This is a genomic window from Shewanella sp. GutDb-MelDb (assembly GCF_002836075.1).
In the GTDB taxonomy this organism is placed as follows: domain Bacteria; phylum Pseudomonadota; class Gammaproteobacteria; order Enterobacterales; family Shewanellaceae; genus Shewanella.
Genome location: NZ_PJBM01000261.1, coordinates 19,985 through 34,587, shown reverse-complemented (window position 1 = coordinate 34,587; position 14,603 = coordinate 19,985). Strand labels below are relative to the sequence as shown.

At 43.8% G+C, this 14,603-nt stretch carries 11 protein-coding genes; 9 read left to right on the top strand and 2 right to left on the bottom strand.

Annotation, left to right across the window (positions count from 1 at the left end; all coding sequences use genetic code 11):
- The first annotated feature begins 32 nt into the window (after window positions 1-32).
- From CXF82_RS19730 to CXF82_RS19715, 4 genes are all read left to right on the top strand, one after another.
- Window positions 33-680 carry a DUF2959 domain-containing protein gene (locus tag CXF82_RS19730; protein ID WP_101089547.1) on the top strand — a complete coding sequence of 216 codons (648 nt, stop codon included), beginning with the start codon at window positions 33-35 and terminating at the stop codon, window positions 678-680.
- Between the two features lie 183 nt (window positions 681-863).
- Window positions 864-2,078, top strand: a complete 1,215-nt coding sequence (locus CXF82_RS19725) for a 4Fe-4S binding protein (protein ID WP_101089548.1) — start codon at window positions 864-866, stop codon at window positions 2,076-2,078.
- A 744-nt stretch (window positions 2,079-2,822) separates the two neighbouring features.
- A complete protein-coding gene (locus CXF82_RS19720; protein ID WP_102044805.1) occupies window positions 2,823-3,986 on the top strand; it encodes a DUF418 domain-containing protein in 1,164 nt (387 codons plus the stop codon).
- 44 nt (window positions 3,987-4,030) lie between these two features.
- The gene (locus CXF82_RS19715; RefSeq protein ID WP_102038709.1) at window positions 4,031-4,297 is read left to right on the top strand and encodes a hypothetical protein; all 267 of its coding nucleotides are present in this window, start codon (window positions 4,031-4,033) and stop codon (window positions 4,295-4,297) included.
- A 461-nt stretch (window positions 4,298-4,758) separates the two neighbouring features.
- Here the strand turns inward: CXF82_RS19715 and typA are convergent, their stop codons facing one another.
- Window positions 4,759-6,588 (bottom strand): translational GTPase TypA, encoded by a 1,830-nt coding sequence (gene typA, locus CXF82_RS19705; protein WP_101089550.1) that lies wholly within the window; start codon window positions 6,586-6,588, stop codon window positions 4,759-4,761.
- 723 nt (window positions 6,589-7,311) lie between these two features.
- Here typA and glnA point away from each other — a divergent pair.
- The 5 genes from glnA (at window position 7,312) to CXF82_RS19680 (ending at window position 13,498) form a co-directional block, all read left to right on the top strand.
- A complete protein-coding gene (gene glnA / locus CXF82_RS19700) occupies window positions 7,312-8,721 on the top strand; it encodes a glutamate--ammonia ligase (RefSeq protein ID WP_101089551.1) in 1,410 nt (469 codons plus the stop codon).
- A 218-nt stretch (window positions 8,722-8,939) separates the two neighbouring features.
- Window positions 8,940-11,120, top strand: a complete 2,181-nt coding sequence (locus CXF82_RS19695) for a carbohydrate-binding family V/XII (RefSeq protein ID WP_219621795.1) — start codon at window positions 8,940-8,942, stop codon at window positions 11,118-11,120.
- A 159-nt stretch (window positions 11,121-11,279) separates the two neighbouring features.
- A complete protein-coding gene (locus CXF82_RS19690; protein ID WP_102044803.1) occupies window positions 11,280-12,494 on the top strand; it encodes a dicarboxylate/amino acid:cation symporter in 1,215 nt (404 codons plus the stop codon).
- 220 nt (window positions 12,495-12,714) lie between these two features.
- Window positions 12,715-13,143 carry a hypothetical protein gene (locus tag CXF82_RS19685; RefSeq protein WP_102044802.1) on the top strand — a complete coding sequence of 143 codons (429 nt, stop codon included), beginning with the start codon at window positions 12,715-12,717 and terminating at the stop codon, window positions 13,141-13,143.
- A gap of 40 nt (window positions 13,144-13,183) precedes the next feature.
- Window positions 13,184-13,498, top strand: coding sequence for a helix-turn-helix domain-containing protein (locus CXF82_RS19680; protein WP_102044801.1), 315 nt, complete (start codon window positions 13,184-13,186; stop codon window positions 13,496-13,498).
- Window positions 13,499-13,556: 58 nt separating this feature from the next.
- Here CXF82_RS19680 and CXF82_RS19675 read toward each other — a convergent pair whose 3' ends face one another.
- Entirely contained in the window at window positions 13,557-14,576 is a 1,020-nt protein-coding gene (locus CXF82_RS19675; protein ID WP_102044800.1) for a WD40/YVTN/BNR-like repeat-containing protein, read from the bottom strand.
- Window positions 14,577-14,603: the final 27 nt, after the last annotated feature.

Genomic DNA, 14,603 nt, shown 5'->3' with positions numbered 1-14,603 from the left:
AAGCTTTAGAATCACATTCAGGATTGAATAAGATGAAAAAAATATTATCTGTTGCCATCATAAGTTGCGGTTTACTACTGACGGGTTGCCAAAGTGCCTACTATGGCGCCATGGAAAAGGTCGGTTATCACAAACGCGACATCATGGTCGATCGTGTTGAAGACGCCAAAGAATCTCAAGAGGAAGCACAAGAGCAGTTCAGCTCCGCTCTTGAAGAGATGCAGGCGCTACTTAACCATGACGGTGGCGATCTCGAAAGTGCTTATAACAAGGCCAAAGATGAATATGAGTCGGCGCTAGATGCGGCCGATGATGTCACTAATCGCATCGACAAAGTTGAAGATGTCGCCGAAGCATTATTCGATGAATGGCAGACAGAGATAGCCGAGATAAGCAAAGCGAGTCTGCGCCGAAATAGCGAAACCAAGCTTAAACAGACTCGCCGTTCATATACTCAACTGATCAAAAGCATGCGTCGTGCTGAAAGCAAAATGCCGCCGGTACTCACGGCCATGAAAGACAATATGCTTTACTTAAAGCATAACCTTAACGCACAAGCCATTGGCGCCATTAAGGGTGAATTTAGCAGTTTACAAACTGACATTTCTGGCCTGATAAAAGAGATGAACAAATCAATTGATGAGTCGACTAAGTTTATTGCTGCATTAGAAGGCAAATAAGCGACGACTAAAGTCCGGTTCCTACGCCCTGTGGCTTAGGAACCGAATTTGTGAACTCAAAGCCTTATTTCTTATAGTTTAATCACAAGTTTACGACCTACTCCACAATCTGCTTACACTCCAAGAACTTCTTCCTTTAAAAAGTTTCACACTAGTATCAATCATTATTAAACTGACACCGTTATGAGCTTTATCGAATCATTAACGCTTACTTTGGCACTAACCTACAGCGTTAGCTTGCTTTATTGGAGTGGCAAAAAATGGGGGGCAGCAGCTAGCGGAGTATTGGTTTCAGCCGCAGTCATATCTAGCCTATATTGGCCTCTAATCGCCGCTCTTGCCATTGCGGCAGTCATTATTGGCTTAGTCAGCAAGTTTCAACCCCAAGTCGCTCAGGGCGACATGAGGAGCAATAACTTACGCGAAGGGGTGCAGCATCTGTTAGCGCTATCGATGCTGCTGGTTGGAATACAGTTTGCGGTGAATAGCGCACTGCTCAAAGCCGGGATTACGCCTTGGCTTATGCGTCCCGATGTTGGTGATGCATTCCTACCCATTGCTGGCGGTATCGAACTCAAAGCAATTATCAGCCTCGGCATTTGGGATCAAACTCACCCTGCAGCGGCAGTAATGTTAACAGTAGTACTACTAACCGGCTTGATCTGTAAACGTGCTTTTTGTGGCTGGGCTTGTCCGCTCGGTTTAGCTGGCGAATACCTCTATAAACTCAGAATACGCTTTATCAAACGTGAATATTTACCACCAGCTTGGCTAGATTGGCCACTGAGAATGGTGAAGTACCTTCTTTTACTGGCGTTACTTTATATCATTGTGGGTATGCCTGCACAGGGAATACCTGACTACCTCAGTGGCAACTATCACAAGATAGCCGATCTAAAAATGGCACTGTTTTTTATCACTCCAGGCCTAGTTACTTTTCTCTGTTTCAGCTTTATTCTGAGCCTGGCGTTATGGCGCCGACAAGGATTTTGCCGTTACATCTGTCCTTATGGTGCATTACTCGGGCTAGTCAGTTTTTTAAGTCCATTTAAAATTCGCCGCAATACTCAGCATTGCTTGATTGACAGTAAAGGGATGAACTGTGATAAATGCAGCCGCGCCTGCCCTGCCAATATTTCGGTACATAGTCAGATCAATATCCGCTCAGATGAATGCCAAGCCTGCATGCGCTGCGTATCAGCCTGCCCCACAAAAGAGGCTTTGCAGTTTAGCACTCGCAACGGTATTAAGTTATCGGCACGAGGTCTTACTATCGCCTTAATGACACTATTGTTTCTGGTCCCTCTGATTGCTTACCTATGTGGTTTTTGGGTAAGTCAAACACCAACAGAAACGCGGATGTATTTAATCCAACACCTAAATTCGATAGGGCATTAGCGCGAGTCGAAGCAACACAACGTCTCCAAGGATGGAGACGTTTCTTTCAAGTAGAGGGAGTGCACTCACGTCTGAATATCGGATTTTTCAAAAACTAAACTTTTGTTAATGCAGAAAGTGGGAACCATCTAGAGTTATCACACTCTGATTATATGAGGCTAATGTTTGTAAGCCATTTTGTCGGTTAACCACTGAAAATGCCCTGCTAAATATTTGTTTTGTTCATCATCACTCCCTACTGCGCATTCCTAGTTAGGTTTGGCACAAAAATTCAGTTTCAACGCTAGCGCACTGTAAATTGAACATATTATTCGGCAATCCATATGGATTGCTTTTTTTTTGGCTAACGTTTTATTTTAATCAGATTTATACCCAAACCACATGAAAGGTAATCGATTGTAGATGTCGTGATTTCGCCAGCGGCTTAATGCTAATACCAATTCCATTAAATAGTTGGTCATTCAGCGGGAATTAAAATCACTGTAGGCAAGTAAGTCGATTGTAGCTAATAGTTATTCTATATCGAAAACCACATACGCAGCATAAAGTGATTTTAAACCCGCACTACGTGAGCTTCTCAGGACTTCCATTACTGCGTTGCAAGTCTCAAAAGGGAATAACCATTTCTTCAACAATGCGCCTAGAATTGAAAGCCCTGAGACAGCTCTGAATTGATCACATATTTAATGGAACTGGTATAATATTGTCTAGCCTATTATTGCACTTGGAGTGCAAGCAAAAAACATGGAACCGTTAACCGTGATAATAAATAACCCATCGCAGAACCCGACAGATTTTGATCGTAACGCTAATATCGATGTTATTCGTGGCTTAGCTGTATTGGGCATTTTGTTCATCAATATCTACTTTTTTGGCAATGCTATTTCAGGCTACGCCAGCCATGAATCCAACCCATTGCATGACATTTTAGTGGAGTTGTTCAGCAATTTTTTTATTGAAGGCCGCTTCATTAGTTTGTTTTCAATGCTATTTGGGGTGGGATTGGCGATTCAGTTCGACAGATTGTCAGCACAAAATAGAGATGCTTATCAATTAGTGAAATCCAGGTTGAAGTGGCTTGTGATTTTCGGGGTGATACACGCTATTTTCATCTGGTCTGGTGACGTACTTTTTACCTATGCACTCAGTGGGTTTGTGGCACTTTGTTACCTTAAACTTGATCACAATAAACTGCTAAAAAAATCACTTTTGTTTATCGCTGCCCCTGTGCTGCTCCTCACCCTGATGAGCTTATTATCTCCCGAGGAAAAATTTATACGTGGATCTGCGCTATTTGAAGAGGAGTCCCTAATATGGTTTGGATCGTATGCAGAACAGCTGACGATGCAATTGACGATATTTGCAACGATGCTATTTGTTATCCCATTAACTCTTATGTGGTTATCAGCAGGCTTAATGCTGCTTGGCATAGCGCTTTACCGTAAAGGCATTTTTGAGCACGGCTTTAACAAAAACCAACTTATCCAGCTGGCAGTGGCGACGGTACTATTATCGGTTTTCGATAGCTTACTGACTCTTTCAACAGATCCTATATTAAATACCCTATCAGGTGTTGCCGTTATCGTCAGCGCAATACCTATGGCGCTGATTTACATTCATATACTGGTTAAAATATGTCAAAACCGTTCCACTGTATTGGCGCCATTACAGAAGGTAGGCCAATTATCATTAAGCCTATACATCCTGCAGTCAATTTGTGGAGTACTAGTGTTTCGCTATTTTGCGCCAACACTAGTGAACACACTCGACAGGCCAGGCTATATGTTGATTGCGCTTGGTTTCTCTATTTTTCAAATCATGCTCGCAACTGTCTACCTTAAGTATTTCAAGCAAGGGCCATTGGAATGGTTATGGCGTAGACTAGCTCAGAGCAAACCACTAGCCTGATAACTGATTCAAGCTTATTTTCTACCAACATCCAAAGGCGTTCTATGACAGTTAAAACGAATGAAAGTACAGTTCTTGCCTGTGTTTGGTTTTCTGCAGCATTCGCTTTATGTGCACTAGCAGTGCACTCCGCGATAAACGGCGCACTCACTATTACACCTTGCTTGCTCGGCTTGGCCGTAATACACGTATATGTTGCCAGACAAAGGTTGTTGAAGTATCAATTACCTGAAGTGCAATATAACAAAACTATCCGCATGCTTGCGATATTTGTCGTGATCATGGCCGGTGCTGCTGCAAGTTACTACTAAATGGGTTTAGTAGTTGAGGCTACGTATAGATCAATTACCCAATGGACCGCTGTAGTTAATCAATAGTTAGCAAGACATAACCCCCTCTTAGTACATCCTGTACTTCGAGGATAAATACATCTGACAGCCAAGGCCTATGATATTCCCTATATCACTTAGGCATTCCTCACATCCCTGTGGGTCAAGGAGGGAATGCCAATAAATGAATGGAACATTTATGGCCATGTATAAATACCAGCACTTTCCATCCATGGATGCTGGCATAAATGTTCTGACCTCCAGGGAAGGAGGAAATGCCAATAAATGAATGGAACATTTATGGCCAGACATAAATCCCCTCCTTGTACATCCTGTACTTCGGGGATAAATACATCCATGTATAAAAAAGCCCCAAACATTTTCATGTTCAGGGCTTCTTCTTAGCGCTCAATCCTTTTAAGGACTGAAGCTAAACGAAACGATTACTTGCGGTTATGACGCTTACGATCGTTTTCGCTCAAGTAACGCTTACGAACACGAATGTTCAGCGGTGTTACTTCAACTAGCTCATCATCATCGATGAACTCAAGCGCTTGCTCAAGTGTCATGTCGATATGCGGAGTCAGTACTTGTGCTTCATCGGTACCCGATGCACGCATGTTAGTTAGCTGCTTACCTTTCAAACAGTTAACAGTCAAATCGTTTGCACGAGCGTGAAGACCAACAACTTGACCTTCATAAACTTCAGCAGCGTGAGTAATAAACAGACGACCACGAGCTTGAAGGTTAAACAATGCGAATGTCAGTGCTTTACCAGTTGCGTTAGAGACCAATACGCCACGGGCGCGTTGACCAATATCACCACCTTTCACAGGACCGTAATGGTCGAATGAATGGTAAATAAGACCAGAACCTGAAGTGGCTGTCATAAAGTCAGTTTGGAAACCAATTAGACCACGGCTAGGGATAACAAAATCGATACGTACACGACCCTTACCATCCATCTGCATGTCTTTCATGTCACCCTTACGGATACCAAGCTTCTCGATAACAGCACCTTGATGTTGCTCTTCAACGTCAACAGTCAAGTTTTCGAATGGCTCACACATCTCGCCATCAATCTCTTTAACGATAACTTCTGGACGAGAAACAGCTAGCTCGTAACCTTCACGACGCATGTTTTCAATCAAAATTGAAAGGTGAAGTTCACCACGACCCGATACGCGGAAACGATCTGGGCTTTCAGTTTCTTCAACACGTAGTGCTACGTTATGAACAAGTTCCTGCTGCAGACGCTCAAGGATGTTACGTGAAGTTACGTACTTACCTTCTTTACCAGCGAATGGAGAGGTGTTGACCTGGAAGGTCATTGTTAGTGTTGGTTCATCAACAGACAAAGCTGGTAATGCTTCTACGTTGTTAGTTGCACAAACAGTGTCAGAAATTAGCAACTGACCAAGACCCGTAATTGCAACGATATCACCAGCGTTAGCAATCTCGACTTCGTTACGTTCTAGGCCCATGTAGCCTAATACTTGGCCCATCTTACCGTTACGTTTCTTACCATCAGCACCAATAATAGTGACCTGTTGGTTAGTCTTAACGCTACCACGCTTGATACGACCAATACCGATAACACCCACGTATGAGTTGTAATCGATTTGAGAGATCTGCATCTGGAAATCACCTTCAGCATCAGCGTCAGGAGATGAAACTTTCTCAACGATAGTTTCAAATAGAGGAGTCATGTCACCATCTGAGACTTCTGGATCAAGAGAAGCGAAACCGTTTAGTGCAGAAGCATAAACGATTGGAAAATCTAGTTGCTCATCGGTTGCGCCTAGGTTGTCGAACAAGTCAAATACTTGGTCGATAACCCAATCAGGACGTGCGCCAGGACGGTCAATCTTGTTGATAACAACGATTGGCTTAAGACCTTGAGCAAATGCTTTCTTAGTCACGAAACGAGTTTGTGGCATTGGACCATCAACTGCGTCAACTAGTAGTAATACTGAGTCAACCATAGATAGAACACGCTCAACCTCACCACCGAAATCGGCGTGACCAGGGGTATCAACGATGTTGATACGGTAATCGTTCCACTTGATGGCAGTGTTCTTGGCCAGAATCGTGATACCACGTTCTTTTTCAAGATCATTTGAATCCATCACCCGCTCAGTGGCTTCTCCTCGAGTCTCAAGGGTTCCTGACTGCGCCAGCAGCTTATCAACCAAGGTAGTCTTACCATGGTCAACGTGTGCAATAATGGCGATGTTACGTAAATTCTCTAACACGGCTAAACCTCTTACCATCGGTATAAATATATAGGGGGGGGGGTACTGACAACCACTAAAACCAAACGATTATAGTTGTTGCTATAAAAAGCGTGACATTCTACTCTAGGTGGCGAGTATCTCACAGGATTATTTTTAACCAATCGTTAGAAATAACTTATGCGTGTTGCTTTTTCCCGTCATAACGTCCGCTTTACATACACTTTCCATCATTATCTTTGATAGGATTATTTATATTCCCGTTCCTTTTAAATACCTCTTTGAGGCATTTAGCGTCCTTTTAAGTGATAAATTTTGTTAAACATCCTGTTTACGACCCCTTTAGTCGACTTCCTAGTTTAGTCTGTTTAACCAGATACGCCTGCGAGCGGCATGAAACTGTCTTTTATCTGAATAACACTTATCTACATTTGGTTGATTTTTCTTTGACTTGTCCCCTATAAAAAAGTCTTATTCTTGGCTATTCTGTTGTCTTGCTTTTAACCATTAGCCAACGGCTAGTCAATATGAAAACAGTCTAGCTGCACAATGATGGCGCGTGCACCACTTTGATCCACTGGCCGCACCAAAATAGTGCATTAAAGCTAGCTTTATATTTTTAGTATGATTTAGAATTCATATAAATCATAATGTTACATGATTGGCACGACTCTCGCTTTACAGATAGCAGAATCGCATATTGCGTTAAGCATTAAGATAAAAAACAAGGGATAACCCTTTACCCTACTCGGAGACTTTAGAATGTCAGCAGAATCAGTTTTACAACAACTACAAGAATTAGAAGTTAAGTTTGTTGATCTACGTTTTACCGATACCATAGGTAAAGAGCATCACGTTTCGATCCCAAGCCACCAGGTTGATGAAGACTTTTTCGAAGACGGTAAGATGTTTGACGGCTCTTCAATTTCAGGTTGGAAAGGCATTAACGAATCAGACATGGTGCTCATGCCTGATGCTGCAAGTTTCGTACTTGACCCGTTCACTGCTGAAACAACCGCAAACATTCGTTGCGATATTCTAAACCCAGGCACAATGACAGGTTACAACCGTGACCCACGCTCAATTGCTAAGAAAGCAGAAGACTACTTACGCTCTACTGGTATCGCCGATACAGTATTGATTGGTCCTGAGCCAGAGTTCTTCCTATTCGATGACGTTAGATATGGCGCTGACATGTCAGGTTGTTTTTACAAAGTTGACGCTGTAGAAGCCGCTTGGAACTCAGGTACCAGCTACGAAGGCGGCAACAAAGGTCACCGTCCAGGCGTTAAAGGCGGTTATTTCCCAGTAGGGCCAGTTGATTCTTCACAAGACATACGTTCAGCAATGTGTCTTGTACTTGAAGAGATGGGCCAAGTTGTTGAAGCACATCATCACGAAGTCGCCACTGCTGGTCAAAACGAAATCGCCACTCGCTTTAATACGCTTACGCTTAAAGCGGATGAAGTTCAGGTGCTTAAATATGTTGTCCATAACGTGGCTGACGCCTACAACAAAACAGCAACCTTTATGCCTAAGCCAATCGTTGGTGATAACGGTAGCGGCATGCACGTGCATCAATCTCTAGCAAAAGATGGCGTGAACATTTTTGCTGGCGACAAGTATGCAGGCCTAAGCGAAACAGCATTGTTCTACATCGGCGGCATCATCAAACATGCTCGCGCAATTAATGCATTTGCAAACCCAGCAACGAACTCATACAAGCGTCTTATTCCACACTTTGAAGCGCCAGTAATGCTTGCTTACTCAGCAGCCAACCGTAGTGCTTCTATCCGTATCCCTGTAGTACCAAGTGCTAAAGGTCGTCGTATTGAATTACGTTTTGGTGACCCAATGGCTAACCCATATTTAGCATTCTCTGCAATGCTAATGGCTGGTCTTGACGGGATCCAAAATAAGATCCATCCAGGCGAAGCAATGGATAAAGATCTATATGACTTACCACCAGAAGAAGCGGCTGAAATCCCAACAGTTGCCACTTCACTGGAAAATGCACTTGAGTGTCTAGACGCTGACCGTGAGTTCCTAACTCGTGGCGAAGTATTTAGCAATGATTTCATCGATTCATACATCAAGCTTAAGACTGCTGATGTTGAACGTGTTAACCAAACGACTCACCCTGTAGAGTTCGAGCTTTATTACAGCTTGTAAACTTAAAAACTGAGTTAATGGCGTAGTTAAAGCGCCATTTAGAAAGCCCTAAGCGGAAACGTTTAGGGCTTTTTTGTGCTTATAAATCAATAATATTTTTGTCCATAATGCGAGTATCATAATGAACAACTATAGTTATTCTGAATAAAGTTTAACCATTACAATAGCCAGCATGTTAGCTTGATATTCACCACTCGATCAAAACAGAAGGGACTGCTATGTCAGCTAAAATTTTTGCATGTTTTCGCTCAACCCTCGCCGTAATCATGATGATGCTATTGGGTCTAGCCAATGCTAACGCGATTGAGTGGCCACAAGAGGTAACCGAAAAAGAGGGCACCATAGTGGTATATCAGCCACAGCCTGAATCACTTAACGGTAATATTCTGCAAGGGCGTGCGGCAATGTCTCTCGAACTCATCGATAGAGACGAGCCCGTTTTTGGCGCTTTTTGGTTTAGTGCACGCATCGATACCAATACCGATAACGCTACCGTTAGAGACGTTAAAGTCACTCAGGTTCGCTGGCCAGAGTCGACTGAAGCAGACGAGCAGCGCTTTACCGAAGTGGTAGAAAAAGCCCTAGGCAGCAGTAGTTTTAATATCTCAATGGAGCGCCTTTCTGCCAGTCTCGCCAATGCTAAACAAGAGAAACAAAGCTTAGAGAACATTAAGAACGATGCCCCCAACATTATTTTCCGTCAGCAACTCAGTGTACTGCTGTCTTTCGACGGCGCGCCGCAATTTAGGGAAATAGAAGGCAGCCCTTATGAGCGAGCATTAAACACGCCATTTGCGGTTGCACGTAACCAACAGACTAAAAAGTTATACCTCAGCAGCGGTACGTTCTGGTACACCGCAGACAACCCCATGGGCCCTTGGCAAACAACCGAATATCCGCCTGAAGACCTCGTTAAAATGCTTCCTAAACCTGAAGATGCCACTCCAGCAAAAAGTGCCTCAGCACCCGCCGTCATCGCCGTAAACACCGCCACCGAATTGGTCGCAACAGAGGGTAAGCCCAGATGGAAAAGCCTGACCGAAGGCAAGCTGCTGTACGTCAGCAACACAGAGACCGCATGGATTAGAGAGGTTTCTTCAGGTGATATGTATTTATTGCTGTCAGGGCGCTGGTTTAAAGCCAAGAAGGAAGCTGGACCTTGGGAGTTTGTTCGCGCCGATAAGCTGCCGACGAGTTTTAATGATATCCCACCTGAGTCCGATATTGGAGGCCTACGTGTTTCTGTTGCAGGCACCACAGAAGCAGACCAAGCGATGCTCGATGCGCAAATACCACAAACTGCTGCGATTAAGCGCAGTGAAACAAAGCTAACTGTTGAATACGATGGTGAGCCTAAGTTTGATGCAATCCCAGGTACTAAGGTCGCTTATGCCGTTAACACCTCCACTCAGGTATTGAAAATAAACGGTCAGTACTACGCAGTAGATAATGCCGTTTGGTTTGTCGCTTCAGCGGCTAAAGGCCCATGGACAGTCGCAGATAACATCCCGACAGACGAGATTGCAAAAATCCCCCCAAGCTCACCTGTGTATAACACCACTTATGTCGAGATTTATGACTCTACACCCGAGGTTGTCTATGTGGGTTACACTCCAGGCTATATGTGGTCCTACCCCTATTATGGTGTACCTGTATATGGCACAGGCTGGTACTACCCACCCTACTGGGGCCGTTACTATTATCCAAGACCACCGACTTGGGGATTACATGTTGGTTATAACCCTTGGACAGGCTGGAACGTCGGTGTGAGTTGGAGCAATGGTTTCTTTAGCGTGGGGGTTGGCTGGAATGCTGGCTGGGGTAATAACTATCATCCAGGCCGATGCTGTGGCGGTTATTACGGTGGAGGTTACCGTCGCCCTGTCGTGATAAATACCGGTGATATTAATATCGGTAACAGTGTCAGTATCGGTAATAGAACCAATATCTCCAACAAGGTTACCAAAAACAACAATATTTCAGGTAACCGCGTGGGGAAAAATAATCTCTATAACCGTCCAGAGAACCGCGTACGTAATGCTGACTCAAAGAAAATAAACAACAATCTTAGACAAGCGACTCACAACAAGAGCCGTGACAATAACGTCTTTGCCGATAAAAATGGCAATATTGCACGAGATAATAATGGTGAGTGGCAAAACCGCAATAAAGGCAATTGGACACCTGCGCCCGCAACTAAACAGAGAGTTGAAACTGGGCTAAGTAATCGTGATATCAGCAAGCCTGTCACTATGCCATCTAGGCCTAATACTGATATGAGTCGCCCCAACAATATGAATCGACAGATGAATAACCGCAACATTGACCGAGAAGGATTGAACCGCTCACGCAACGCAAGGCAACACGGCATGGCGCGAGAAGGTCGCAGAGGACGTTAATTAGCGACGATTCAATATTTAAAGGTCTGCTTGCTGCAGGCCTTTCCCTTTTCTTCTACCGCTTGTTAGGTTGACACCCCATCGATGGCTAGATAGCTTAATGGGATACCCCATCGAAAGTCAGTGTTCTGACAACCAATAATAAGTGGACCTTCATTTATGTGGCAAAAACTTGAGCCCTATCGTTCTTCAATTGTTTTACTGTCAGCACTACTTATTGGTGGCGTTATCGGTATTGTACTGCCTGATTTTGCACTTGAATTAAAGCCTATTGGGCAGATTTTTCTTAATCTGCTATTCATGATTATTGTGCCACTCGTTGCTATTAGTGTGACCTCTTCCATTGCACGAATGACTGACTTAAAAAAACTCGGTGCCATTCTTATTACCCTCTTCTTGGTGTCAATTGTAATGGCGATTATCCCCGCCGTATCGATTGTAGGCTTGGCTCTGGCCTTCGATCCTGCGCAAGGTGTTTTACTCGATCTGCATCAACATGTTGAAGCGGGGGCGGGCACAATGGATTTCGTTGGCTTGCTCACTACCAATGATTTTGTTGGTTTGCTGTCTAAATCCAATATCTTGGCATTGATCATCATGTCGGTCATCGCCGGGATCGCTATTGGTCAATCAGGAAAAGATGGTGAGAAAGTCTCAGATATCCTTGATAGTCTCAATACCGTTATCATGAAGATAGTATCCATTTTGATGGTAGCTGCCCCAATAGGACTAGGCGCCTACTTTGCTTCAACCATGGCCAGTCAAGACACCGAACTGTTGAGCACTTTTGCTCGCGCTATTGGGCTATTCTTTGTTGCGGCAATTATCTATTTCATCATCGGCTCAACTCTTTACGCTTGGTTAGGTGGCGGGACAAAAGGCGTTACTCAATTTTGGAAAAATGCGGTTGCACCGTCAGTTACCGCATTAGGTACCACCTCCTCTCTGGCCACGTTACCCGTTAATATCCGAGCCGCCAATAAGATGGGCATAAAAGAGGAGATAGCAGATATTTGTCTGCCTTTGTTGGTCAATCTCAATAAAGGCGGTGCCTCGATGACCACCGCGCTAAAGATTGTATTTATCTATTCAATATTGGGTTTGGATTTCACTGCAGATGTTTTTGCGCTCACCGTACTTATTTCAGTGTTGTCAGCATTTATTATTAGTGGCGTGCCTGGCGGAGCCTTTTTGGGTGAAATTTTTATCGTCACCACTCTCGGTCTACCGATAGAAGTTATCCCTATTTTAGTCATTATCGGCACAGTAACCGATGCACCTGCCACACTCATCAATGTGATTCACGACCTAAATGCCACTCAAATTATTGAACGGATCAATGGTAAACGCTATAAACATAAAGCTGTAGATTAACCGCCTAATAAAATTGGAGTACAACTCTCCTTTACTCTCTATTTTCAGAAGGTCATTGGGTGCAATTTAAACGGTATAATTTCAATAGCTTAGGCACATGACAACTATTATGTCATATGCCGACTTTATGACTGTCATATCGATGACGTCGTCTCAAGTTCAATTCTATGCTCAACTTGCTGCAGTCAAATTCAACTATCGACATAGCAAGGAGCACGATATGGAAAGCTTAATTCCACCACATAAACTGGATACCGCAATGGATAAGGTCTCGATTACAAACGGATATTGGTATTGTTTTAATGATAAAGAGGTCCGAGTTACCGCCCACGGCTCGGGTTTTTCAGGTCTAGAGACCATTTATATCAATGGTGAAGTAGTCGTTGAAAAGCGTAATTTTGGGATGAAAAGCGCTCATGAATTTTGTTACTTAGGAAATAATTATGAAGTGACATTCCAAGTAAGCAACCTGCTTACTGCGGCGGTAGTCTGCACACTTTATAAAAATGGCGAGCATGTCGCGACAGAAACTAAAGCCTACCTAAATATGAACACCAAAGATGCGCTCAAAAGAGTGCTTATGTTCTTTTTAGCAGGCATTATATTTGGTGGTGTTTCTGCTTGGCTTGTATTCCAGTTTATAGGTTAAACTGATGCACATTCAAATCTTCAAATATGCGGAGTAGAACATGGATATTAGTGCTACGACCGTAAAAGGACTGCGGCTATCAAGAGGCTGGACACAACAGCATTTAGCAGATGCCTGTGACATCAGTTTACGCACTGTGCAGCGAGTTGAAAAAGACGGCAGCGCATCAAATGATACCTTACTAGGGTTGTGTGCAGTCTTTGAGATTAAGCAAAAGACGTTACTTGTCATCCCAGCGCCTAGCCATCAGCAGATGCAACAAGTCTCTTTACAGACTCAGACCTTAACGCTCGCTATCGCGACGCTGTGCGGTGGCTGTATAGGGGCTTTAATTATGTTCCTAGTGCTTGCCTAGCCCAAGAAAATCACTTGGGTTTAAATTTATTGTATTGAGATCTTTCCGCGCTAAAAACCTAGTCTGCCTGTGGCACAACATAGACAGCCACCCTGCCATTATGACCAGCTGCGACCACCGTATCACCATCAATCGCCAAGGTGTAATAACCTTGTGTCTGACCTTGAATCGACAACGGCTGCCAACTAAAGCCATGGTCAAATGAGATATCTGTAGCCAACTTACCCGTCGCTATACACATGGCTTGATGACAAACCATCGCGGTTCTCAGTCCGGCAGTCGCCTTACGCGTTTTATGCCAGACTTTGCCTTTTAGATACACCATATTAGCATCGTGCTTATCACGCTGTTGGTAATCACCGCCGACAACAAAAACATCGCCAAGAGTATTCATCGCCACGCCATAACCGCCGGCAGTTTGTGTATCGTCATAGAGTGGAATATGCGTTCTTTGCCAGTAATCACCGGAGTCTTGCGAGGTATAAATAGAGCTACTATGGCCGCCAGTGGTGAACCATGCTTGACCCGCTTTGCCGACCATGAGGGTATTACCACTCGCGGCAAAGGCCACTTCACGGTCGAGCAGTTTAGGAAGATGAGCTCGAGCAATCCGTTGCCAACTTTTACCACCATCTTGAGTGCGTAAGATAACAAAGCAACCATCAACAGGATCCCCTAACAGCAATCCGTTGTTTCTATCCCAAAAAGCAATAGAATCAAAAAAACCCGTTTCATGTTTATTTTCGAGCAACAGTTTCCAAGAAGCCCCCTGATCTTCAGTAATATAGAGTGTAGATAACTCGCCCTCACCAGCCCCCATCACAATGGCAGTGTTAGCGTCGAAAACTTCAATATCACGAAAATCGGTTAACGGTTGCTCTGTAACAGAAACATCGAGCCAAGTTTTACCTGCATCCTTAGACAAAAAGACACTATTGTTAGAGCCACTCACCCACACTATGCCATCAGCAGCTGCGCTACCACGAAAAGATAAACTTGCATCAATCTGCTTTGTCTGCCATTCAACTGAAAAGGCACTAACACTGCACAATCCCAATAACAGTATGAATATCTTCATTAAACTCACCTTGTAAAAATGAATGGC

What these genes read in the sequence shown, in the direction of transcription:
- CXF82_RS19695 (WP_219621795.1), top strand. Translation starts at nt 8,940, where the DNA reads ATGTCAGCTAAAATTTTTGCATGTTTTCGCTCAACCCTCGCCGTAATC.
- typA (WP_101089550.1), bottom strand. Translation starts at nt 6,588, where the DNA reads ATGGTAAGAGGTTTAGCCGTGTTAGAGAATTTACGTAACATCGCCATT.
- CXF82_RS19715 (WP_102038709.1), top strand. Translation starts at nt 4,031, where the DNA reads ATGACAGTTAAAACGAATGAAAGTACAGTTCTTGCCTGTGTTTGGTTT.
- CXF82_RS19680 (WP_102044801.1), top strand. Translation starts at nt 13,184, where the DNA reads ATGGATATTAGTGCTACGACCGTAAAAGGACTGCGGCTATCAAGAGGC.
- glnA (WP_101089551.1), top strand. Translation starts at nt 7,312, where the DNA reads ATGTCAGCAGAATCAGTTTTACAACAACTACAAGAATTAGAAGTTAAG.
- CXF82_RS19720 (WP_102044805.1), top strand. Translation starts at nt 2,823, where the DNA reads ATGGAACCGTTAACCGTGATAATAAATAACCCATCGCAGAACCCGACA.
- CXF82_RS19675 (WP_102044800.1), bottom strand. Translation starts at nt 14,576, where the DNA reads ATGAAGATATTCATACTGTTATTGGGATTGTGCAGTGTTAGTGCCTTT.
- CXF82_RS19730 (WP_101089547.1), top strand. Translation starts at nt 33, where the DNA reads ATGAAAAAAATATTATCTGTTGCCATCATAAGTTGCGGTTTACTACTG.
- CXF82_RS19685 (WP_102044802.1), top strand. Translation starts at nt 12,715, where the DNA reads ATGGAAAGCTTAATTCCACCACATAAACTGGATACCGCAATGGATAAG.
- CXF82_RS19725 (WP_101089548.1), top strand. Translation starts at nt 864, where the DNA reads ATGAGCTTTATCGAATCATTAACGCTTACTTTGGCACTAACCTACAGC.
- CXF82_RS19690 (WP_102044803.1), top strand. Translation starts at nt 11,280, where the DNA reads ATGTGGCAAAAACTTGAGCCCTATCGTTCTTCAATTGTTTTACTGTCA.